This is a genomic window from Mesorhizobium sp. M4B.F.Ca.ET.203.01.1.1, from assembly GCF_004791025.1.
Classification (GTDB): Bacteria; Pseudomonadota; Alphaproteobacteria; order Rhizobiales; family Rhizobiaceae; genus Mesorhizobium; species Mesorhizobium abyssinicae.
The window spans coordinates 246775-268109 of sequence record NZ_SRUO01000006.1; the positions used below are offsets into that span (position 1 = coordinate 246775).

The following is a 21335-nucleotide window of genomic DNA, read 5'->3' on the forward strand; positions in this document are numbered from 1 at the left end:
TTTCGTCCGCGGCCGTAGGACACCGCTGTCAACAAGAAGCCCTACTGCCCCATCTTGTAATCAAGGAACCACTTCTTGTTCAGCGCATCGAGCGTGCCGTCGGCCTTGAGCGAGGCGATCGCGGCGTTGACCGGCTTCACCAAGTCCGATCCCTTGGGGAAGATGAAGCCGAAATCCTCGGTGCCGAGCGGCCCGCCGATCAGCTTCAGCTTGCCTTCCGAAGCGTCGACATAGCCCTTGCCGGCGGTGCCGTCGGTCAGCACCACGTCGACGTCGCCCGACTTCAGCGCCTGCACCGTGGCGCCGAACGTCTCGAACAGCTTTATGCGCGGGTTCTGCTCGTTGCCGTCGAGCACGCTGTAGACGGCGGTGTAGAAGGGCGTGGTGCCGGCCTGCGCGCCGATCAGCCCGTCCTTGAAGGCGCCGAAGGTCTTGGCGTCGGTGAAGCGGCTTTCATCGCCGCGCACCAGCATGAACTGCTCCGAACGCATATAGGGGTCGGAGAAGTCGACCTTCTCCTTGCGGTCGTCCTTGATGGTGATGCCGGTCATGCCGATGTTGTACTGGTTGTCGGAAACCGCCTGAATCATCGCGTCCCAGGAGGTGTTCTGGTACTCGACCTTGAAGTTCAGCCGCTTGGCGATCTCGTCCATCGCGTCATATTCCCAGCCGATCTGCTTGCCGGTTTTGGAATCGATGAACTGCAGCGGCGGATAGGCGTTCTCCGTCACCACCACCACTTTCTTGCCGCCGAGGTCGGGCAGCGTCTCGGCCAACGCGGCGACAGGCGCGAGAAGGCAGGCCAGCACAGTCGCCAGCAGCAGTTTCGATTTTGTCATGACACGCTCCAGAACTTGAAACGCCCCGCGAAGGCGCGGGGCTTGCAGGAAAATCCGGCGCCGACTTTAGCTTTCCGCAAGCGCCTTGCAAGTCGATCCGCAACGCCACGTGGCGGAAGCTGATCCCATGCTCACGACGAAGCGGATTTGCAGCATCTTCGGCGGGTGCCTATTCCGTTGCCTCGCGCAAGCCGGCGACGAGACGGGTGAGCGTTCCATGCAGGGCCTTGAGCTCGGCGCGCTCCATCGGCATGGCGCAGTCGAGGCCCGCCTGCACACCCTTCACGCGGGCGCGCAGCGCCTGCCCCTTGGCCGTCGGCTCGACCAGCACCCTGCGCTCGTCGGCGCTGTCGCGCCTGCGCGTAACGAGACCACCCGCTTCCATCCGCTTGATCAACGGCGTCAGCGTCGCCGAATCCAGGCCCAGCGCTTCGCCAAGCGCGCCGACCGTGCTCGGCGCGCGCTCCCACAACACCAGCATGGCCAGATATTGCGGATAGGTGAGGCCCAGCGGATCGAGCAGCGGCCGGTAGAGCTTGGTCATCAGCCCGCTCGCCGAATAGAGCGCAAAGCAGAGCTGCTGGTCCAGCCGCGGAACGGCAATCGCCCCGGCGCTATCCGCCGGGACGTCGCTGACGGTCTCTGTGGTTCTTGTTGTCATGCTGCCTTTGCCGGAAGCGCCACGGTCGAAAGCGCAACATCTATGTTGCCCCTGATGGCGTTGGAATAGGGGCAAATCTGGTGCGCCGCCGATACAAGCGCTTCCGCCGCCGTGTGATCAAGGCCTTTCGTTTCCGCCGCCAGCGACACACCGAGCCGGAACCCGCCCTGGCCGTTGGGGTGGAGGCTGACGCTGGCGGTCACCGCGGCGTCTTCGAGCGGCAGCTTCTCCTTGCGCGCGACGAAGCGGATCGCGCTTTCGAAGCAGGCCGCGTAGCCGGCGGCGAAAAGCTGCTCGGGATTGGTGGCGCCGCCCTGCCCGCCCAGTTCCTTCGGCATTGCCAGATCGACCTTGAGCAGCCCGTCGCTGGTCTCGGCGTGGCCGGCGCGGCCGCCGCTGACGCGGGCCTGGGTGGTGTAGAGTGCTGACATAGGTGGTCTCCTGTTATCTTGTGCACGATTACCTAGTGTACAAGATATTTGAATGTCAACCCCGACGTCGTCATCCACGGGCGGAGCCTCGGCCAAATCCAAACGCTTTCGACACCACCAAACGAAAAAAGGCGGCCGAAGCCGCCTTTTCCATAAACGAATTGTCGAGAAGCTTATTCGGCGGCGGCTTCCGCGGCCTTGGCAGCCTCGGCGGCGGCCTTCTTCTCGGCGGCGTCCTGCGCGGCCTTCTCGACGGCCAGCGCCTCGGCGGCGGCGACCTTCTCGGCCTCGATGCGCGCCTTCTCGGCGTTCAGCGCATCACGCTCCTCGTCGTTGAGCTTGCGGGCGCGCACGCCGGTGTTCTCCGAGATGCGGGCCGACTTGCCGCGACGGTCGCGAAGGTAATAGAGCTTGGCGCGGCGCACCTTGCCGCGGCGCACGATCTCGACGCCCTCGACCATCGGCGAGTAGACCGGGAACACGCGCTCCACGCCTTCGCCGTAGGAAATCTTGCGGACGGTGAAATTCTCCTGGAAGCCCGAGCCGGAACGGGCAATGACGACGCCCTCATAGGCCTGGACGCGGGTGCGGCTGCCTTCGGTCACGCGGACCTGGACGCGCACGGTGTCGCCGGGCTGGAATTCGGGAAGCTTGCGCTTGGCTTCGATCTTGGCGGCCTGTTCGGCCTCGAGCTGGCGGATGAGATCCATCTCAAATATCCACTTCTTGTTCTTCCGACAGTCAGAGCGTCCTCGACTCGCCTTGCAGTTCCAATGACCGCTCGGCTATGCCCTTTGTCCAACATAGGACATCGGGCAGGGACGGCTACACCGTCATTGTTGACGGGTTCCGAAAGATTGTTCTTCCGGTTCGGGCGGGCACATACAGCTATTTTGACGCTTTGTCACGCCTTGGCCCTGTCTTTTTTGGCCGCATGCCATCACGCAATTGCCAGCCGCGGGGTTGCGCGCGCCCGTCAAGCTTCCTAATCCGGGCTGGACAACCTACTCCGACGACGTGCTGATGTCTCCATTCGACGCGATCCTGCTCTTTCTGGCGGGTTTTGTCTCCGGCGCCGCCAATGCGGTGGCCGGTGGCGGAACCTTCATCACCTTCGGCGCCATGACGCTGGTCGGCGTGCCGCCGATCGTCGCCAATGCCACCTCCTCGGTGACGCAGTTTCCGGGCTACATAACCTCGACGCTCGCCTACGCGTCCGACATCCGGCATTTCTGGCGCGAGGCATTGCTGCTCTGCTTGATCTCGGCCCTCGGCGCGCTGGCCGGCGCGCTTATCCTGCTGGCGCTCGACAATCCCTCTTTTCGCGCGCTGGTGCCCTGGCTGCTTCTGGCGGCGACCGCCCTTTTCGCCGCCGGCCCCTGGCTGAAGCCGGCGCCGAAGCCCGGACACCAGCCGGCCGTCGGCTCGTTCGCCGGTTCGCTCGTCCAGTTCCTGACCTCGATCTATGGCGGCTTCTTCGGCGCCGGCATGGGCGTCATGATGCTGGCCACGCTGGGCCTCACCCAGGCCGGCGACTACCACCGGCTGAACGCGATGAAGAACATGCTGGCGGTGGTCATCGCCGCCATCGCCATCCTGGTCTTCGTCTCCGGCGGCGTCGTCGCCTGGCCGCAGGCGATCGTCATGATCCCCGGCGGCGCCCTCGGTGGCTATGCCGGCGTCTGGATCGCCAAGCGCGTGCCGCAGAACGTCGTGCGCGGCTTCGTCGTCGCCGTCGGCCTGTTCCTGGCCTTCTACTATTTCGCCAAGGGCTGAGAACCATGATCCCGAACCGCAGGACCGCGTAAGCGAAAAGCGGGACCCGGTTTTCGGAAAAGATCATGGTCAGATAAAGAGAAGGACGATCCGCCCCGAGCTATCGGGGCGGATCGTCCGCCAGCAAATCCGGCCGCCGCTCCCTGGTGAGCTTCTCCGCCTCGGCCCGCCGCCATTCGGCGATCTTCCTGTGGTTGCCCGAGATCAGCACATCCGGGATCGGCCGGCCCTCGAACTCCTGCGGCCGCGTATAGTGCGGATGCTCGAGCAATCCGTTCTCGAAACTCTCCTCCTCGCCCGAGACGGCATTGCCCATGACGCCCGGCAACAGCCGCACCACCGCGTCGAGCAGGACCAGGGCCGCCGGCTCGCCGCCCGACAGGATGAAGTCGCCGACTGAGACCTCCTCTAATCCCCGCGCGTCGATCAGCCGCTGGTCGACGCCTTCGAAGCGGCCGCACAGGATGACCGCGCCCGGTCCGGCGGCAAGTTCGCGCACCCGGGCCTGCGTCAGCGGCTTGCCGCGCGGGCTCATCAGCAGCCTTGGCCGCGCATCGCCGGGAGGCGAAGCATGGTCGATGGCTTTTGCCAGCACGTCGGCGCGCATCACCATGCCGGCGCCGCCGCCGGCCGGCGTGTCGTCGACGTTGCGATGCCTGTCGGTGGCGAAATCGCGGATCTGGATCGCCTCAAGCGACCATGTGCCGGCTTCCAGCGCCCGGCCGGCCAGCGACAGGCCGAGCGGGCCGGGAAACATCTCTGGATAGAGCGTCAGCACCGAGGCGGCAAAACTCACCGGTTGCCCCCGGCATCCTTCGGCCCGCGCGGCCGGCCCTTCGGATCGAAGCCGTCGCGGCCGGGCGCGGCCTCGCCGTCCTCGTCCTCGACCAGGCCGGCGGCCAGCGGATCGACGCGGACGAACCCTTCGACGACCGAAACCTGCGGAACGGCGGCCTGCGTGAACGGAATCAGCACGCCCTTGCGGCCGGCAAACGTGATGTCGAGGATGTCGCCGCCGCCGAAATTATGCACGGCGACCACCTTGCCGATGGCAGCACCTGTCTCGTCCCGGACCTCCAGCCCGATCAGGTCGGCGTGGTAGAACTCGTCCTCCTCGCCGTCGTCGGGCAGCATCGAGCGGTCGACGAACAGCTCGGTGCCGGAAAGCGCCTCGGCGGCGTTGCGGTCGCTGACACCCTTGAAGCGCACCACCACGACGGTATTGGCGGGCCGGATGTCTATGATCTGGAAGGCGCGGCCATCCTTGGCGTAGAGCGGCCCGTAGTCGGCCAGCGCCAGCGGATCGCCGGTGAAGGTCTTCACCCGTAGCTCGCCTTTGATGCCATGCGCGGCGCCGATCACGGCCAACTGGACGGGGTTCTGGGGCTTGGTCATGGCGCGACATCCTTTGCCCTGCTCTAACCCTCCCCAGCCGTCATTTCAATGACGCGCTCTTCACCGCTTCCTAACCTGGCTGCCCGAAAATGCGGCGCATGCAGGAATTCCTCATCCCGGCAAAGCCCGACCTCCAGGCGGCGCGCGAGAACTGGCTGAAGATGCTGGCACGCGAGCGCCGGCTGTCGCCGGAGACGGTGGAAGCCTATGAGCGCGACACCCGCCAGTTCCTGCATTTCCTGACCGGCCATTGCGGCGGTCCGCCCGGCATCTCCGACATCGCCGACCTGCGCCCGGCCGATTTGCGCGGCTTCCTCGCCGCCCGCCGCAACGCCGGCGCCGGCGCCCGCACGCTCGGGCGCGGGCTGGCCGGCATCCGCTCACTGCTGCGCTTCCTCGAACGGCGCGGCCTCGCAAATGCCGCAGGTGCGGCGGCGTTGCGCGCGCCGCGCCAGCCGAAGTCGCTGCCCAAGCCGCTGACGGCGAGCGATGCAAAAGAGGTCGTTTCCGTCCAGGGCCAGCTGGCGGAAGAACCCTGGATCGCCGCCCGCAACGCCGCCGTGCTGACGCTGCTCTACGGCTCGGGCCTGCGCATTTCCGAGGCGCTTGGCCTCGCCGGCGCCGAGCTGTCGTCGGAAACGGACACCGTGCTGCGCGTCACCGGCAAGGGCGGCAAGACCAGGCTGGTGCCGGTGCTGCCGGTGGCCTTGCGCGCGGTCGCCGAATACCGCCGCCTCTGCCCCTTCCATATCGATCCGAAGGGCCTGCTGTTTCGCGGCGCGCGCGGCGGTCCGCTTAATCCGGCGATCGTCCAGCGCGACATGGCGAGGCTGCGCTCGGCGCTCAACCTGCCCGACACCGCGACTCCGCACGCCTTGCGCCACTCCTTCGCCACGCATCTGCTCGGCCGCGGCGGTGACCTGCGCACCATCCAGGAACTGCTCGGCCACGCCAGCCTGTCGACCACCCAGGTCTATACCGGCGTCGACACCGCAAGGCTGCTCGAGATTTACGAATCTGCTCACCCAAGGGCGTGAACCCTTCAAATTGGCTGCGCCGATTAACCGTTTTGCCGCTTTTTGATCGTAAGAAGCGACTTATGAAACGCGTCATAGCCATCGCTGACCGCGCGGCCCTCGTGTCGCTGAAGCTGCTTGTCGCGCTCAACGTCCTGTTTTTCCTGTCTTTCCTGATCGTCGCGCTGCTTGCCGGTCGGGCGCACGCCGAGACCCCGGCCTGCGGCGGCACCGACATGCTGAGCGCGCTGCGCAAGGACAATCCGACCGTCTACAGCAAGATCGAAGCCGAGGCGGCGGCCACGCCCAACGGCAAGGGCCTGCTGTGGAAACTGGAAAAGCCCGGCGAAAAGCCCTCCTTCCTGTTTGGCACCATGCACATGACCGATCCGCGCGTCACCACGCTGCCGCCGGCTGCGCAGAAGGCTTTCGACGCCGCCGATACGGTCGTCATCGAGACCACGGAAGTGCTCGACCAGCAGAAGATGATGGCCGCCCTGCTCAAGGAGCCGGACCTGATGATGTTCACCGACAGCACCACGCTGTCCTCGCTTTTGTCGCCCGACGACGCTGCCGCCATGAACAAGGCGCTCGACGCGCGCGGCATTCCGCCGGCCACCGTCGCCAAGATGAAGCCCTGGCTGCTGTCGGCCATGGTTGCGCTGCCGGCCTGCGAGCTGGCGCGCAAGGCCGGCGGCGCGCCGGTGCTTGACGTCAAGCTCGCCGAGGACGCCAAGGCTTCAGGCAAATCCGTCGAGGGGCTGGAGACTGTCGCCGATCAGCTTCATGCGATGGCCTCGCTTCCGCTGGCCTTCCACATGAAGGGTCTGGTCGACACGCTCAAGCTCGGCGACAAGGTGAACGACGTCAACGAAACCATGATCGTTCTCTACCAGAGCGGCGAGACCGGCATGTTCTGGCCGCTGTTTCGCGTCGTCCTGCCCGGCGACGAGGATGATCCGGCCGGCTATGCCGCGTTCGAGGAGACCATGATCACCAGCCGCAACAAGGTGATGGCCGATCATGCCGGACCGCTCCTGGCCCGAGGCAATGCCTTCATGGCGGTCGGCGCCATGCATCTTCCGGGCCCGCAGGGCCTGGTCGAGGATTTGCGCAAGGCCGGCTACACGGTGACCGCCGTCGACTGATCCGCACGGCCGGGTTGCGCCTCGATAGGGCGGGAGCGCCGGCGCCGGGCTGATTCGTGACTTGGCGGCGCAAACCTCCTCCGGTTTCGTGCCGAATGGTCTCGAAAGACCGGGTTCGGCTCGATCCCGACCCATTTTGTGGTGGAAATGCATGCCGGCAGGGGATTCCAGGTCAGAATTGCCCTGCTTTCAGCATTTTCCGGGCCTAGTATGAAACCCGTTCAACGGTCGCGCGTTGACGGGTGTTATTTGATACTTTTCATCCACGGAGGACACTTTTATGGCGAACCCTAACGACACTCCCAGATCGGGCGGCGGCGGCAGTGGCTGGCTGATTGCCCTGGTGGTCATTATCCTGGCCATTGTTGCCTACTATGTTTTCGGAAGAAGCGGCGAAGCTCCGGCGCCCGCCGAGCCGCCGGCCGCGAGCACACCGGCGCCCGCTCCGGAGCCGATGAAGCCTGCCGAACCTGCCCCGGCACCTGCGCCAGCGCCCGCTCCGGCACCAGAGCCGGCTCCCGCGCCAGCACCGGCCCCGGCGCCCGCTCCGGCACCTGCGCCGTCTCCGTAATCAGGCTTACCTGAACGACGAACGGCCCGCCGAAAGGCGGGCCGTTTTGTTTGGTGGCAGGCGCGAGAAAGGCCCTTAGAAACTCGCTCCGGTGAGTCAGCTGGAGTGGTTTTCGAGAACCGGAGCGGAGCGTACTAAAGTACGTGAGCACCGGAAGCGCAGAGAACCGCTCCAGATGGCCGCCGGAGTAGAGTTTATACGAGCCTTTCAGATGTGGATCGGCTTGAAGAAGGTGGCCAGCGCCGCTTCCTTCACCGCCTCCGACATGGTCGGGTGCGCGTGGCAGGTGCGGGCGAGGTCTTCCGACGAGCCGCCGAATTCCATCAACACCGCCGCCTCGTGGATCATCTCGCCGGCGCCGAAGCCGACGATATGGACGCCAAGCACGCGGTCGCTTTGCTTGTCGGCCAGGATCTTGACGAAGCCATCGGTGTGCAGCATGGCGCGCGCCCGGCCATTGGCCGTGAACGGGAATTTTCCGACCTTGTAGTCGACGCCGGCCTTCTTCAATTCTTCCTCGGTCTTGCCGACCGAGGCGATTTCCGGGCTGGTGTAGACGACGCTAGGGATCACGTCGTAGTTCACATGGCCGGCCTGGCCGGCAATGATCTCGGCCACCGCCACGCCTTCGTCTTCCGCCTTATGCGCCAGCATCGGGCCGGCGATGACGTCGCCGATGGCATAGATGCCGGGAAGGTTGGTCCTGAGATGCCCGTCGGTCTTGACGCGGCCGCGCTCGTCCATCTCGACGCCCGCATCCTTCAGCCCGAGGCTGTCGGCATAGGGGCGGCGCCCCGTCGCGACCAGCACCACGTCCGCATCGATCGTTTCGGCGGTGCCGCCCTTCACCGGCTCGAAGGTGACGCTGGCGCCCTTCTTGGCCTTGGCGACGCCGGTGACCTTGGCGCCGAGCTTGAACTCGAAGCCTTGCTTGGAGAGCAGGCGCTGGAACTGTTTCGAGACCTCGCCGTCCATGCCGCCGAGGATGGTGTCGAGGAATTCGACCACCGTCACCTTGGCGCCGAGCCTGGCCCACACCGAGCCGAGCTCCAGCCCGATGACGCCGCCGCCGACCACCACCAGATGGCCCGGCACCTTGTCCAGCGACAACGCGCCGGTCGAGGACACGATCACCTTCTCGTCGAAATCGACCTTGACGCCGGGAATGCCCGCGACATCCGAGCCGGTGGCAATCACGATGTTCCTGGTCTCGATCTCCTCGACCTTGCCGTCCTCGCCGGTGACCGACACCTTGCCGGCACCAACCACCTTGCCGGTGCCGCGGAAGCTGTCGATCTTGTTCTTCTTGAACAGGAAGGCGACGCCGTTGACGTTGGCCGAAACCGTCGCGTCCTTGTGCGCCAGCATCTTCTTCAGGTTGAGCTTCGGCGCGCCGATTTCGACGCCGAGCGTGTCGAAGGAATGGCCGGCCTCGGCGAACATCTCGGAGGCGTGGAGCAGCGCCTTCGACGGAATGCAGCCGATGTTGAGGCAGGTGCCGCCGAAGGTGGCGTTCTTCTCGACCACCGCCGTCTTCAGCCCGAGCTGCGCCGCCTTGATGGCGCAGACATAGCCGCCCGGTCCCGATCCGATGATTACGACGTCATAGGCCATGGTCTTGTCCTTTGCTCTGGCGCCTAGCGGCCGCCGCTCACATTCAGGATCGCGCCCGTTATATAGGAGGCCGCGTCCGACAGAAGATAGAGAACCGCGCTCGCGACTTCATCCGCGGTGCCCGGCCTTTTCATCGGCAGCATGTCCCGCATTCGCGCCACGCGGTCCGGCTGGCCGCCGGAGGCATGGATCTCGGTCTCGGTGATGCCGGGGCTGACCGCGTTGACGCGGATGCCTTCGAGCACCACCTCGCGTGCCAGGCCGATGGTCAGCGTGTCGATCGCGCCCTTGGAGGCGGCGTAGTCGACATATTCGCCGGGCGAACCCAGCCTCGCCGCGGCGGAAGAGATGTTGACGATGCCGCCGCCCTTGCCGCCATGCCGGGTCGACATGCGCTTGACCGCCTCGCGCGCGCAGAGGAAGGAGCCGACGACATTGACGCGCATCATGCGCTCTACCCGCGCGGCGCTCATCTCGTCGACGCGCGCCTTGGCGTCGACGATGCCGGCATTGTTGACGAAAGCATCGAGCCGGCCGAAACCCTTGTCCACCGCCTCGAACATTGCCAGCACATCGGCCTCGTTGCCGACATCGCCCTTGACGGCAATGGCCTCGCCGCCCGCGGCCTTGAGTTCGGCGACCAGCGCCTCGGCGACTGCCTGGTTGGAGACAAAATTGACAGCGACACGATAGCCGGCCTGGCTGGACTGCCGGCAGATGGCGGCGCCGATGCCGCGGCTGCCGCCGGTGACCAGCAGCGTCTTCTTGTCCGCGCTCATTCCTGGCAGCCTTTCAGCAGGAAGACATCCCACGGCACCTTGGAAAAGCCGTCCGGGCCATAAGCGGCCGACATCTGCAGCGAGGCACCTAGATCCGGAAAGATCAGGCTTTTCGGCGCCTCCGTGCCTTCGGCCGGCAGCAGCGCGATGTTGCCCTTGTCGTCGGCGCTGTAGACGACGCCTTCCCACACCGTGCAGGCGGCGAGCTCATCGCCGGTGACGTCGCCGGTCCGGCATTTGTACATCAGCGAGCCGTGAGGCCGCGCCACGCCGTCGGTCCACATGACGATGCCGTCCAGCACCACGCCCTTGTCGAGCACCATCTTGAAGCTGTTGGTGACGGTGGCCGAGTCCATGGTCGGCCTGAAATCGATGCCGGCCTCGCTTTCGGCATCGCCATAGACGGCGAGTTCCAGCGGGCAGGCGGCGTGGGCCCTCCCTGCGGCCACGGCCGCGCCGATCATTATCGATGCAGCCGATATACTTTTTGACAGGAAGGTACGGATCGCCACTTTTGTCTATCCGCCCTGAACGCTCTGATCGATGACCGAAGACAAGAAATAGTCTATCTCGAAGACAATGTTCTTATCGCCTTGGACCGGAATGGTTTTCACCTCATATTTGAGGGTCAATGTACGAGAGCTTTCCGTCAGTTCGAGATAGACGTCGCGCTCTTCACCGCCACCGATAGCCCAGGCAAATTCCTTTTTGTTCAGGAACCGCAACGCTTTAGGCAATGCGTGCATTGCCATCGGTTCGCTGCCTGCAAAAGTGACCGGATATCGCCCAAGATCAACCTGCAGATGACCGCGCCAAGTCGGCATCATTCCACCTGGCTGTAATATTCCAACGATCGGTTCGACGCTGATCGACCTCAAGCGAAAGTCGGGACTGAAAAAGAACTCGCAGTTCGAACCGCAAATGCACCAGGCGGACGTAGTGTCTCCGTGGCGATAATGGTTGTCCGCTCGCAAATCCTCAGGATCAATTATCCCCCGAATGGCTTCGCGGCCGCTCTCGCCCAACTCAATCGGTCCGGCCCGACCTGACTTCAGCAGATCGAATAGGTCGATGGTCTCGGCTGCTTCAGCCATCCCGGATCACTCAGAGATCGAGCACCAGCCGTTCCGGATCCTCCAGGCTTTCCTTGACGCGCACCAGGAAGGTCACCGCTTCCTTGCCGTCGACGATGCGGTGGTCGTAGCTGAGCGCCAGGTACATCATCGGCCTGATCACGATCTGGCCGCCGACCACGACCGGCCGGTCCTGGATCTTGTGCATGCCGAGGATGCCCGACTGCGGCGCATTCAGGATCGGCGTCGACATCAGCGAGCCGTAGACGCCGCCATTGGAGATGGTGAAGGTTCCGCCCTGCATGTCGGCGACGGAGAGCTTGCCGTCGCGCGCGGCGAGACCCAGCCGGCCGATCTCCTTCTCGATCTCGGCTATTCCCATCTGGTCGGCGTCGCGCACCACCGGCACCACCAGGCCCTTGTCGGTGCCGACTGCGACGCCGACATGGGCGAAGTTCTTGTAGATGATGTCGGTGCCGTCGATCTCGGCGTTGACCGCCGGGATCTCCTTCAGCGCATGCGTCACCGCCTTGGTGAAGAAGCCCATGAAGCCGAGCTTCACGCCGTGCTTCTTCTCGAATACGTCCTTGTACTTGGCCCGCAGCGCCATCACCGCGCTCATGTCGACCTCGTTGAAGGTGGTCAGCATGGCGGCGGTCGACTGCGCTTCCTTGAGCCGGCGCGCGATGGTCTGGCGCAGCTTGGTCATGCGCACGCGCTCCTCGCGCGGAGCGTCTTCGGCCGGCGACGGCGCGCGCACGGCGACCGGGGCCGATCTCGGCGTCTCGGCCGGCTGCGACGGCGCGCCCTTGGCGATGGCGTCAAGCACGTCGCCCTTCAGCACCTGGCCGCGCTTGCCGGTGCCGGTGATCTGGTCGACCGCGAGGTTGGCCTCGGCGATGAGCTTCGCAGCCGCCGGCGCCGGCGGCATGGTGCGCTGCTCGATCGCGCCGGCATCGCCGGCGATCTTGGCGGTCTCGGCCGCGGCCTGCTTGACGGTGGAGGCCGCGTCCGGGCTCGAGGCCTGCGAGACGGCTTGCGGCTTGGTCGCCGGAGCGGCCGCCTCGCCGCCGGCCGAGATCGACCCGAGAAGCGCGCCGACGCCGACCGTCTCGCCTTCCTTGGCGGCGATCTCGCCGAGCGTTCCGGCGCTCGGCGACGGCACTTCCACCGTCACCTTGTCGGTCTCGAGCTCCACCAGCGGCTCGTCGGCGGCGATCGCATCGCCGACCTTCTTGAACCATTTGCCGATGGTCGCTTCGGTGACGGATTCGCCGAGGGTGGGGACGCGGATTTCGGTAGCCATTGTGCCTGTCCGTTCTGTCTCTTCTTGAGTTCTATTCGCCGAGCGCGTCGTCGAGCAAGGCGGCGAGCTGGCTGAGATGCTTCGACATCAATCCGGTCGCCGGCGAGGCCGACGCCGGCCGGCCGGTGTAGCGCACCCGCTGATGCTTGGCGTCGATATGCGCCAGCACCCATTCGAGATAGGGATCGATGAACGACCAGGCGCCCATGTTCTTGGGCTCCTCCTGGCACCACACCATCTCGGCATTGCGGAAGCGTGACAGCTCGGTGATGAGCGCCTTGGCCGGGAACGGATAGAGCTGCTCGACGCGCAACAGGTAGATGTCGTTGATGCCGCGCTTCTCGCGCTCCTCGTAGAGGTCGTAGTAGACCTTGCCCGAGCACAGCACGACGCGACGGATCTTGGAATCCTTGGTCAGCTTGATCGCCTGGTTCGGCAACAGCTGCGCGTCGTCCCACAGCAGCCGGTGGAACGAGCTTTCGCCCGAAATCTCCGACAGCGTCGACACCGCCCGCTTGTGGCGCAGCAGCGACTTCGGCGTCATCAGGATCAGCGGCTTGCGGAAATCGCGTTTCAATTGCCGGCGCAGGATGTGGAAGTAGTTGGCCGGCGTGGTGACGTTGGCCACTTGCATGTTGTCCTCGGCGCAGAGCTGCAGGAAGCGCTCGAGCCTGGCCGAGGAATGCTCCGGCCCCTGGCCCTCATAGCCATGCGGCAACAGGCAGACGAGGCCCGACATTCTCAGCCACTTGCGCTCGCCCGACGAGATGAACTGGTCGAACACCACCTGGGCGCCGTTGGCGAAGTCGCCGAACTGTGCTTCCCACAGCGTCAGCGCCTTCGGCTCGGCCAGGCTGTAGCCATATTCGAAGCCGAGCACCGCCTCTTCCGAAAGCATCGAGTTGATGACTTCGTAGCCGGCCTGCGCCGCCGACAGGTTATTGAGCGGGATGTAGCGCGTCTCGTCGCGCTGGTCGTAGAGCACCGAATGGCGCTGCGAGAAGGTGCCGCGCTCGGAATCCTGGCCGGAGAGCCGGATCGGGTTGCCGTCGAGCAGGATGGCGCCGAAGGCCAGCGCCTCGGCCGTCGACCAGTCGATGCCTTCGCCGGAGTCGATCGACTGGCGGCGGTTCTCGAGGAAGCGGACGATCGTCTTGTGCGCCTCGAAGCCCTTCGGCACCTCGGTCAGCTTCTTGCCGATCTCCTTCAGCGTCTTGACCGGCACGGCGGTCTTGCCGCGCCGCTGCTCATCCTGGTTGTCGGCCGTGCGCAGGCCCGACCAGGCGCCGTCCAGCCAGTCGGCCTTGTTCGGCTTGTAGCTCTGGCCGACTTCCCACTCGGCTTCCAGATGCGCCCGCCAGTCGGCCTTCATCTTGTCGAACTCGGCCTGGGTGATGTGGCCCTCGGCCATCAGCCGGTCGGCATAGATCTGCACCGTCGTCTTGTGGGTGCGGATGGCGCGGTACATGATCGGCTGGGTGAAGGCCGGTTCGTCGCCCTCATTGTGGCCGAAGCGGCGGTAGCAGAACATGTCCACCACCACCGGCTTGTGGAACTTCATGCGGAACTCGGTCGCCACCTTGGCGGCGTGCACCACCGCCTCCGGGTCGTCGCCGTTGACGTGGAAGATCGGCGCCTCGATCATCTTGGCGACATCCGACGGATAGGGCGAGGAGCGCGAGAAGCGCGGATTGGTGGTGAAGCCGATCTGGTTGTTGATGATGACATGCAGCGTGCCGGCGACGCGATGGCCGCGCAGGCCGGATAGGCCGAGGATCTCGGCGATCACGCCCTGGCCGGCAAAGGCGGCGTCGCCGTGCAACAGCAGCGGCATCACCTTGGCGCGTTCCGACAGCGGCACGATCTCGCCGCGCTCGCGCCCGGCGAACTGGTCCTGCTTGGCGCGCGCCTTGCCCATCACCACCGGGTCGACGATTTCCAGATGCGAAGGATTGGCGGTCAGCGACAGGTGCACCTTGTTGCCGTCGAACTCGCGGTCCGACGAGGCGCCGAGATGGTACTTGACGTCGCCCGAGCCCTCGACCTCGTCGGGTGCGGCCGAGCCGCCCTTGAACTCATGGAAGATGGCGCGGTGCGGCTTGGCCATCACCTGGGAGAGCACGTTGAGGCGGCCGCGATGCGCCATGCCGAGCACGACCTCTTTCAGGCCGAGCTGGCCGCCGCGCTTGAGGATCTGCTCCAGCGCCGGGATCAGCGCCTCGCCGCCGTCGAGGCCGAAGCGCTTGGTGCCCTTGTACTTGACGTCGGCGAACTGCTCGAAGCCTTCCGATTCGATCAGCTTCTGCAGGATCGCCTTCTTGCCGGTCGCCGTGAAGGTGATCTCCTTGTCGGCGCCCTCGATGCGCGCCTGGATCCATGCCTTCTCCTCGGGGTCGGAGATGTGCATGAACTCGACGCCGAGCGTCGAGCAGTAGGTGCGGGTCAGAATGTCCAGCATCTGCCGGATCGTGCCGAACTCGAGCCCCAGCACATTGTCGAGGAAGATCGGCCGGTCGTAGTCGGCTGACGTGAAGCCGTAATTCTCTGGCGACAGCTCGTTGTAGTCCTCGAGCGGCTTGGCGATGCCGAGCGGGTCGAGATTGGCATGCAGATGGCCGCGCATGCGGTAGGCGCGGATCATCATGATGGCGCGCACGGAATCGCGTGTCGCCTGGTGCACGTCGGCATCGGACAGGACGACGCCGTTGGTGACCGCCTTCTCCTTGACCTTCTTCTCGATCGTCTTTTCGACCAGGCCCCAATTGCCGTCGAGCGCCGAGACCAGTTCGCCATTGGCCGAGAGCGGCCAGGAGGGCCTGGCCCAGGAAGCGCCGTTGGCGTTCTTGCGGACGTCCGCGGCGTCGTCCTTCAGCGCCGCGAAGAAGTCCTGCCACTGCGGATCGACCGAGCCGGGATCGTCCTCATAGGCGGCGTAGAGCGCGTCGATATAGTCGGCATTGCCGCCATAGAGGAAAGAGGTGAGCGAAAATTGGTCGTTGGCCTGATCTTGTCGTGCCATGTCACTTGTCGGAGCCTGGCTCCGTCTCCTTTCGAGGGGAATAGTGAGTAGTCAGTAGTGCGTAGAAAGATGGAAATTCCGCTCAACCGCTACTCGCCCGTTCTTCCCTTTTCACTACTGACTACTGCCTACTCACTTAACCCTTGATCGCCTCGACCAGCGTCGTGCCCAGCCGCGCCGGCGACGGCGAAACTTTTATCCCGGCCGATTCCATCGCCGCGATCTTGTCCTCGGCGCCGCCCTTGCCGCCGGAGATGACCGCGCCGGCATGGCCCATGGTGCGGCCGGCCGGCGCCGTGCGCCCGGCGATGAAGCCGGCCATCGGCTTCTTGCGGCCACGCCTGGCTTCGTCCTTGAGGAACTGCGCGGCGTCTTCCTCGGCCGAGCCGCCGATCTCGCCGATCATGATGATCGACTTGGTCTCGTCGTCGGCGAGGAACATCTCCAGCACGTCGATGAACTCGGTGCCTTTGACCGGATCGCCGCCAATGCCGACGGCGGTAGTCTGGCCGAGGCCGACATTGGTGGTCTGGAACACTGCCTCATAGGTAAGCGTTCCCGAGCGCGAAACAACGCCGACCGAACCCTTGCGGAAGATGTTGCCGGGCATGATGCCGATCTTGCATTCGTCGGGGGTCAGCACGCCCGGGCAGTTCGGTCCAATCAGCCGCGACGTCGAGCGATCGAGCCGCGCCTTGACCTTGACCATGTCCATCACCGGGATGCCCTCGGTGATGCAGACGATCAGCGGGATCTCGGCCTCGATCGCCTCGATGATGGCTTCGGCGGCGCCCGCCGGCGGCACATAGACGACCGAAGCATTGGCGCCGGTCTTTTCCTTGCCTTCGGCGACGGAAGCGAAGATCGGCAGGCTCTCGCCCTTGGCGCCGGTCCAGGTCTCGCCGCCCTTCTTGGGATGTATGCCGCCAACCATCTTGGTGCCGTGATAGGCCAGCGCCTGTTCGGTGTGGAACGTGCCGGTCTTGCCGGTCAGGCCCTGAACCAGCACCTTGGTGTTCTTGTCGATGAGAATGGACATCGGAGCCCTTTTCTAAACGTTGATCGAGGAAGGCGAGACGCGCCGGTAGAGCCCGCTCACCATGTCTTGCCAGCCATCGCTGCCGGCAGGTTTGAAGTTCAGTCGCATGCGGTAGGCATCGTCGCCGTCGAAACTGTAGGTCACCCGTGCAGCGCCGCGCGGTGACGACCGCTCCAGCACCAGCTCGTCGCCATTCCAGGTGCCCGTGGCCGGCGAGGCCGGCACGAAGCCCATGGAATCGAACTGATGCATGGTGACGAGTTTGGCCTGCTGGTCGAAGCCGAACACATTATGCGAGCCGAACGAGACCGTGCCGTCGCGGCGCTGGCGATAGCGCTGCACCACGAACAACCCGCCGAACTGCGCTTCCGCCAAGATTTCCGACGTTGCCGCGCCTTCATCGGCCCATTGGGTCGCCGCGACGTCCTCCTCGCCGCGCCACGCGCCGACCAGCGCCTGCAGGCGCTGGTGATCGGCCGAGAGCGAGGAGAAAGAAGCCGCGTTCATCGCTCAGAGCCGCTTCAGGTCGGTGACGGTGAGGTCGCTCTTGGCATTGCCGGTGTTGAGCGTCGTCGCCGGCTCGAACATCAGCACGATAGGCTCTTCGGTGAGCGAGCGCGGCCGGTGCTCGACACCGCGCGGCACGACGATGAAGTCGCCCTCGCCGAGCTCGACCGGCCCGTCGCGGAAATCGATGGCGATCCTGCCGCGCAGCACGAGGAAGGCTTCGTCCTCATGCTCATGCGCGTGCCAGTCGAAGGCCGCGCCGAACTTGGCGACCTTCGCTTGGCTGTCATTGACGTCACCGGCGATGTGCGGATCGAAGACCTTGGCGATCTTCGCATCCGCCGCCTCGACCAGGTTTATCTTGCGCGGAGGCATCCGCTCAGCCCTTCACCGCCTTGACGATCTTCTTGGCCGCGTCGTCGAGGTCGTCGGCCGAGACGACGTTCAGGCCGCTGTCATTGATGATCTTCTTGCCCAGTTCGGCATTGGTGCCTTCCAGCCGCACCACCAGCGGCACCTTCAGCCCGACTTCCTTGACCGCGGCGATCACGCCTTCGGCGCTCACGTCGCATTTCATGATGCCGCCGAAGATATTGATCAAAATGCCTTCGACCGCCGGATCCTTGGTGATGATCTTGAACGCCGCCGTCACCTTCTCTTTCGAAGCGCCGCCGCCGACATCGAGGAAGTTGGCCGGTTCGGCGCCGTAGAGCTTGATGATGTCCATCGTCGCCATGGCGAGGCCTGCGCCGTTGACCATGCAGCCGATATTGCCGTCGAGCGCGACATAGGCGAGGTCGTATTTCGACGCCTCGATTTCCTTCTCGTCCTCTTCGGTCGTGTCGCGCAGCTCCATCACGTCGGGGTGGCGGAACAGCGCGTTGTTGTCGAACGAGACTTTTGCGTCGAGCACGCGCAGCCGGCCGTTCTTCATCACGATCAGCGGGTTGACCTCGAGCAGGCTCATGTCTTTCTCGACAAAGGCCTTGTAGAGGATCGGGAACAGCGTGCCGCCGTCCTTGGCGGCGTCGCCGTCGAGCTTCAGCGCGCCGTTGAGCGTCTTGAGATCATCCGCCGTCACGCCCTTTTCCGGGTCGATGGCGACGGTGATGATCTTTTCCGGCGTGTCATGCGCCACCGCCTCGATGTCCATGCCGCCCTCGGTCGAGACGACGAAGGCGATGCGGCCGACCGAACGGTCGACCAGGATCGACAGATAGAGCTCGCGGTCGATGTCGGCGCCGTCCTCGATATAGAGGCGGTTGACCTGCTTGCCGGCAGGGCCGGTCTGCTTGGTGACCAGCGTGTGGCCGAGCATCTCGTTGGCGTTGGCGACCACTTCGGCCACCGACTTCGCCAGCCGCACGCCGCCCTTGGCGTCGGAGGAAAGCTCCTTGAACTTGCCCTTGCCGCGGCCGCCGGCATGGATCTGGCTCTTCACCACATACAGCGGGCCGGGCAGCGCCTTAGCGGCGGCTTCGGCATCGCCGGCCTTCAGCACCGGCACGCCATCCGCCACCGGCGCGCCGAACGACTTCAGCAGTGCCTTGCCCTGATATTCATGGATGTTCATGGCTTATCTCCGGATCAACTGCTGGCGGATCACTTCGAGGCGAGGTGCGGCGCGATCTTGACGCAGGCCTCGGTCAGGCCCTGCACCGTCGCCACCGAACTGTCGAACATCTTCTGCTCGCTCTTGTTGAGGTCGATCTCGATGACGCGCTCGACACCGCCGGCGCCGATCACAACGGGAACGCCGACATAGGTGTTCTTCACCCCGTACTGGCCGGAAAGATGGGCCGCGCAAGGCAGCACGCGCTTCTTGTCCTTGAGGAAGGATTCGGCCATCGCGATCGCCGAAGCCGCCGGCGCGTAATAGGCCGAGCCGGTCTTGAGCAGCCCGACGATCTCGGCGCCGCCATCGCGGGTGCGCTGCACGATCTGGTCGAGCTTTTCCTTCGAGGTCCAGCCCATCTTGACGAGGTCGGGCAGCGGAATGCCGGAGACCGTCGAATAGCGGATCATCGGCACCATGCTATCGCCATGGCCGCCGAGCACGAAGGCGGTGACGTCCTCGACCGAGACCTTGAACTCTTCGGCCAGGAAATAGCGGAAGCGCGCGCTGTCGAGCACGCCGGCCATGCCGACGACATGGGTCTTGGGCAGGCCGGAGAACTTCTGCAGCGCCCATACCATGGCGTCGAGCGGGTTGGTGATGCAGATGACGAAGGCCTTCGGCGCATACTTCTTCAGTCCGGCGCCGACCTGCTCCATGACCTTGAGGTTGATGCCGAGCAGGTCGTCGCGGCTCATGCCCGGCTTGCGCGGCACGCCGGCGGTGACGATGCAGACGTCGGCGCCCTCGATGCCGGCATAGTCGTTGACGCCGGTCAGCCTGGCGTCGAAGCCGTCGACCGGCGACGACTGCGCGATATCCAGCCCCTTGCCCTGCGGAATGCCCTCGGCGATATCGAACAGAACCACGTCGCCGAGGTCCTTGAGGCCGATCATATGGGCGAGGGTGCCGCCGATCATGCCCGAGCCGATAAGCGCTATCTTGTTGCGTGCCATGTGAGGATTTTTTCCCTTTGTCTGTGACGGCGCCAAATCTTTGCGACTTGCTGACGGCGTCGAGGAAGGAGGCCGAATGCTGCCGGGAACCCGTGAGATTTCGCCGCACCCAATAGCTCCGGTGGATGGAAAATTCAAACGATTATTTTGGAGCGAGCATTTTCAATCGGTTAGATAATTTGGGTTTTACGTAAACGTCAAAATTCTTAAGCCGACTTGGGAGAATTTATACAATGAAGGTGGAAATCTGAAGGCTGGCAGCCGGCGATGACGCCCTTGTGATGGCGAGGCCCGTGGCGAGCGGACAGCCGCATGGGCTAACGAAGGCGCTCGCAATTAAGGTGATGCGAGCTTCAGAGATTGGCCGAAGTCGCAGCCGTTGCGATTCTTCAAGCCCGCGCCTGCTGTGCCTCCGGCGCCACCGTCTCCACCTTCCGCCTTTCCGCCCAGTCCTCCAGCCATTCGTGGCCCTGCATCTCGATAAGGCGCGAGGCGGTACGTTCGAACTCGAACACCTCGTTGCCGCGCTTGGCCGTGTAGAGCCCGGTCGGCGGAGCATCGGCGCTCACCACCAGCCTGATGTGATGATCGTAGAGCGTGTCGATCAACAGGATGAAGCGCTTGGCCTCGTTACGCCTGCCTTCGCCGAGCACCGGCACATGGTCGATGAAAATGGTCGAGAAGCGGCCGGCGATGGCCAGGAAATCGCGCGCGCCGAGCGGCTTTTCGCAAAGGTCGGCGAAGGAAAAGCGCGCAGCGTCGCCGGCCGCGCGCGGCACCGCGACCTGCCGGCCCTTCACCGTCAGCGCCGTCTCGGCCGTCGGCTTGCCGTGCGTCATTGCTTGCCAGGCCTCGTCGAGGGCGGCGTCGGCGGCCGCATCAGCCGGCGAGACGTAGACCGCCATGCGGCTGAGCTTCTCGAGGCGATAGTCCTTGTCGCTGTCCAGCGTCATCACCTCGGCGTTGCGCTCCAAGAGGCCGATGAAGGGCAGGAAGAGCTGCCGGTTCAGCCCGTCGCGGTAGAGGTTCTCGGGCGCGACATTGGAGGTGGCGACCAGCACGACGCCGTTGGCAAACAGCGCCGAGAACAGCCTGGACAGGATCATCGCATCGGCGATGTCGGTGACGGAGAACTCGTCGAAGCACAACACCCAGGCCTGCTCGGCCAGCGCGCGCGCCACCGGCGGGATCGGGTCGTCCTCCTTGACGTCGCCGTTCTTGCGCGCCTGCCGGTGCTTCTGGATGCGGTCCTGCACATCGGCCATGAAGTCGTTGAAATGGACGCGGCGCTTGCGCCTGACCGGCAACAGCTCGAAGAACATGTCCATCAGCATGGTCTTGCCGCGGCCGACGCCGCCATGGATGTAAAGGCCCCTGACCGCCGCCGGCGGCTGCTTGCGGGCGAACAGCCAGCCCAGCGCGCTCGATTTCTGAGCCAGTCTTTTTGCAGAGATCTCGTCAGTCAGCCGATCGAGCGCGGCGGCGATGCGCTCCTGCGCCGGATCGCGCGCGATGGCGCCCGTCTCGACCAGATGGTCGTAGCGCTGCCTGACGGTCGCATGGGTCTGGAGGCCGTCACGCAGGTGCATC

General features: G+C 64.9%; 21 protein-coding genes. 3 read left to right on the forward strand and 18 right to left on the reverse strand.

The window, feature by feature from the left end; genetic code table 11:
• Positions 1–41 precede the first annotated feature (41 nt).
• From EN846_RS16230 to rplS, 4 genes are all read right to left on the reverse strand, one after another.
• The gene (locus tag EN846_RS16230; RefSeq protein WP_127394182.1) at positions 42–839 is read right to left on the reverse strand and encodes a transporter substrate-binding domain-containing protein; all 798 of its coding nucleotides are present in this window, start codon (positions 837–839) and stop codon (positions 42–44) included.
• Positions 840–1008: 169 nt separating this feature from the next.
• A complete protein-coding gene (locus EN846_RS16235; protein WP_127394183.1) occupies positions 1009–1500 on the reverse strand; it encodes a MarR family transcriptional regulator in 492 nt (163 codons plus the stop codon).
• Positions 1497–1931 (reverse strand): organic hydroperoxide resistance protein, encoded by a 435-nt coding sequence (locus tag EN846_RS16240; protein ID WP_127309322.1) that lies wholly within the window; start codon positions 1929–1931, stop codon positions 1497–1499. The genes EN846_RS16235 and EN846_RS16240 overlap by 4 nt, the downstream gene beginning before the upstream one ends.
• A gap of 173 nt (positions 1932–2104) precedes the next feature.
• On the reverse strand, positions 2105–2641 hold the full coding sequence (gene rplS, locus EN846_RS16245) for a 50S ribosomal protein L19 (RefSeq protein ID WP_127282082.1): 537 nt from the start codon (positions 2639–2641) through the stop codon (positions 2105–2107).
• A 313-nt stretch (positions 2642–2954) separates the two neighbouring features.
• On the opposite strand from rplS, the gene EN846_RS16250 reads away from it, so the two are divergent.
• Positions 2955–3707, forward strand: a complete 753-nt coding sequence (locus EN846_RS16250) for a sulfite exporter TauE/SafE family protein (protein ID WP_127309321.1) — start codon at positions 2955–2957, stop codon at positions 3705–3707.
• Between the two features lie 100 nt (positions 3708–3807).
• On the opposite strand, the gene trmD is transcribed toward EN846_RS16250, so the two are convergent.
• The gene (trmD, locus tag EN846_RS16255; RefSeq protein ID WP_127394038.1) at positions 3808–4503 is read right to left on the reverse strand and encodes a tRNA (guanosine(37)-N1)-methyltransferase TrmD; all 696 of its coding nucleotides are present in this window, start codon (positions 4501–4503) and stop codon (positions 3808–3810) included.
• Positions 4500–5102, reverse strand: a complete 603-nt coding sequence (gene rimM, locus EN846_RS16260; protein WP_127394037.1) for a ribosome maturation factor RimM — start codon at positions 5100–5102, stop codon at positions 4500–4502. The genes trmD and rimM overlap by 4 nt, the downstream gene beginning before the upstream one ends.
• Before the next feature lie 98 nt (positions 5103–5200).
• On the opposite strand from rimM, the gene EN846_RS16265 reads away from it, so the two are divergent.
• Positions 5201–6139, forward strand: a complete 939-nt coding sequence (locus tag EN846_RS16265) for a tyrosine recombinase XerC (RefSeq protein ID WP_128345960.1) — start codon at positions 5201–5203, stop codon at positions 6137–6139.
• A gap of 62 nt (positions 6140–6201) precedes the next feature.
• Positions 6202–7266: a TraB/GumN family protein gene (locus tag EN846_RS16270; protein ID WP_127392496.1), complete on the forward strand. Its 1065-nt coding sequence runs from the start codon at positions 6202–6204 to the stop codon at positions 7264–7266.
• 778 nt (positions 7267–8044) lie between these two features.
• On the opposite strand, the gene lpdA is transcribed toward EN846_RS16270, so the two are convergent.
• The 12 genes from lpdA to zapE all read right to left on the reverse strand — a co-directional run bounded on the left by lpdA (position 8045) and on the right by zapE (position 21334).
• A complete protein-coding gene (gene lpdA / locus EN846_RS16275; RefSeq protein ID WP_127392495.1) occupies positions 8045–9451 on the reverse strand; it encodes a dihydrolipoyl dehydrogenase in 1407 nt (468 codons plus the stop codon).
• A 23-nt stretch (positions 9452–9474) separates the two neighbouring features.
• Entirely contained in the window at positions 9475–10230 is a 756-nt protein-coding gene (locus EN846_RS16280) for an SDR family oxidoreductase (RefSeq protein ID WP_127392494.1), read from the reverse strand.
• Positions 10227–10694, reverse strand: coding sequence for a hypothetical protein (locus EN846_RS16285; RefSeq protein WP_187331384.1), 468 nt, complete (start codon positions 10692–10694; stop codon positions 10227–10229). Before EN846_RS16285 ends, EN846_RS16280 begins: the two co-directional genes overlap by 4 nt.
• 54 nt (positions 10695–10748) lie before the next feature.
• On the reverse strand, positions 10749–11324 hold the full coding sequence (locus tag EN846_RS16290) for a hypothetical protein (RefSeq protein ID WP_127392493.1): 576 nt from the start codon (positions 11322–11324) through the stop codon (positions 10749–10751).
• Positions 11325–11334: 10 nt separating this feature from the next.
• Positions 11335–12609 (reverse strand): 2-oxoglutarate dehydrogenase complex dihydrolipoyllysine-residue succinyltransferase, encoded by a 1275-nt coding sequence (odhB, locus tag EN846_RS16295; protein ID WP_127392492.1) that lies wholly within the window; start codon positions 12607–12609, stop codon positions 11335–11337.
• Between the two features lie 31 nt (positions 12610–12640).
• Positions 12641–15628, reverse strand: coding sequence for a 2-oxoglutarate dehydrogenase E1 component (locus tag EN846_RS16300; RefSeq protein WP_127282093.1), 2988 nt, complete (start codon positions 15626–15628; stop codon positions 12641–12643).
• A gap of 136 nt (positions 15629–15764) precedes the next feature.
• The gene (sucD, locus tag EN846_RS16305) at positions 15765–16667 is read right to left on the reverse strand and encodes a succinate--CoA ligase subunit alpha (RefSeq protein WP_127392491.1); all 903 of its coding nucleotides are present in this window, start codon (positions 16665–16667) and stop codon (positions 15765–15767) included.
• A gap of 12 nt (positions 16668–16679) precedes the next feature.
• Positions 16680–17174 carry a DUF1579 family protein gene (locus EN846_RS16310; RefSeq protein WP_128272915.1) on the reverse strand — a complete coding sequence of 165 codons (495 nt, stop codon included), beginning with the start codon at positions 17172–17174 and terminating at the stop codon, positions 16680–16682.
• Between the two features lie 3 nt (positions 17175–17177).
• Complete coding sequence (locus tag EN846_RS16315) at positions 17178–17549, reverse strand: cupin domain-containing protein (protein ID WP_127392891.1); 372 nt, start codon at positions 17547–17549, stop codon at positions 17178–17180.
• Between the two features lie 4 nt (positions 17550–17553).
• On the reverse strand, positions 17554–18747 hold the full coding sequence (sucC, locus tag EN846_RS16320) for an ADP-forming succinate--CoA ligase subunit beta (protein ID WP_135928096.1): 1194 nt from the start codon (positions 18745–18747) through the stop codon (positions 17554–17556).
• A 29-nt stretch (positions 18748–18776) separates the two neighbouring features.
• A complete protein-coding gene (gene mdh, locus EN846_RS16325; protein ID WP_126057450.1) occupies positions 18777–19745 on the reverse strand; it encodes a malate dehydrogenase in 969 nt (322 codons plus the stop codon).
• A 389-nt stretch (positions 19746–20134) separates the two neighbouring features.
• Positions 20135–21334, reverse strand: a complete 1200-nt coding sequence (gene zapE / locus EN846_RS16330; RefSeq protein WP_127392893.1) for a cell division protein ZapE — start codon at positions 21332–21334, stop codon at positions 20135–20137.
• Between the last annotated feature and the right edge of the window lies 1 nt (position 21335).

Excerpts from the sequence above, each read along its gene's own strand:
- EN846_RS16290 (WP_127392493.1), bottom strand. The coding sequence starts at position 11,324 with ATGGCTGAAGCAGCCGAGACCATCGACCTATTCGATCTGCTGAAGTCA.
- EN846_RS16285 (WP_187331384.1), bottom strand. The coding sequence starts at position 10,694 with ATGATCGGCGCGGCCGTGGCCGCAGGGAGGGCCCACGCCGCCTGCCCG.
- EN846_RS16310 (WP_128272915.1), bottom strand. The coding sequence starts at position 17,174 with ATGAACGCGGCTTCTTTCTCCTCGCTCTCGGCCGATCACCAGCGCCTG.
- EN846_RS16240 (WP_127309322.1), bottom strand. The coding sequence starts at position 1,931 with ATGTCAGCACTCTACACCACCCAGGCCCGCGTCAGCGGCGGCCGCGCC.
- rplS (WP_127282082.1), bottom strand. The coding sequence starts at position 2,641 with ATGGATCTCATCCGCCAGCTCGAGGCCGAACAGGCCGCCAAGATCGAA.
- rimM (WP_127394037.1), bottom strand. The coding sequence starts at position 5,102 with ATGACCAAGCCCCAGAACCCCGTCCAGTTGGCCGTGATCGGCGCCGCG.
- EN846_RS16300 (WP_127282093.1), bottom strand. The coding sequence starts at position 15,628 with ATGGCACGACAAGATCAGGCCAACGACCAATTTTCGCTCACCTCTTTC.
- EN846_RS16230 (WP_127394182.1), bottom strand. The coding sequence starts at position 839 with ATGACAAAATCGAAACTGCTGCTGGCGACTGTGCTGGCCTGCCTTCTC.
- sucD (WP_127392491.1), bottom strand. The coding sequence starts at position 16,667 with ATGTCCATTCTCATCGACAAGAACACCAAGGTGCTGGTTCAGGGCCTG.
- EN846_RS16270 (WP_127392496.1), top strand. The coding sequence starts at position 6,202 with ATGAAACGCGTCATAGCCATCGCTGACCGCGCGGCCCTCGTGTCGCTG.
- lpdA (WP_127392495.1), bottom strand. The coding sequence starts at position 9,451 with ATGGCCTATGACGTCGTAATCATCGGATCGGGACCGGGCGGCTATGTC.
- odhB (WP_127392492.1), bottom strand. The coding sequence starts at position 12,609 with ATGGCTACCGAAATCCGCGTCCCCACCCTCGGCGAATCCGTCACCGAA.
- EN846_RS16315 (WP_127392891.1), bottom strand. The coding sequence starts at position 17,549 with ATGCCTCCGCGCAAGATAAACCTGGTCGAGGCGGCGGATGCGAAGATC.
- EN846_RS16235 (WP_127394183.1), bottom strand. The coding sequence starts at position 1,500 with ATGACAACAAGAACCACAGAGACCGTCAGCGACGTCCCGGCGGATAGC.
- mdh (WP_126057450.1), bottom strand. The coding sequence starts at position 19,745 with ATGGCACGCAACAAGATAGCGCTTATCGGCTCGGGCATGATCGGCGGC.
- EN846_RS16280 (WP_127392494.1), bottom strand. The coding sequence starts at position 10,230 with ATGAGCGCGGACAAGAAGACGCTGCTGGTCACCGGCGGCAGCCGCGGC.
- zapE (WP_127392893.1), bottom strand. The coding sequence starts at position 21,334 with ATGCACCTGCGTGACGGCCTCCAGACCCATGCGACCGTCAGGCAGCGC.
- sucC (WP_135928096.1), bottom strand. The coding sequence starts at position 18,747 with ATGAACATCCATGAATATCAGGGCAAGGCACTGCTGAAGTCGTTCGGC.
- EN846_RS16265 (WP_128345960.1), top strand. The coding sequence starts at position 5,201 with ATGCAGGAATTCCTCATCCCGGCAAAGCCCGACCTCCAGGCGGCGCGC.
- EN846_RS16250 (WP_127309321.1), top strand. The coding sequence starts at position 2,955 with ATGTCTCCATTCGACGCGATCCTGCTCTTTCTGGCGGGTTTTGTCTCC.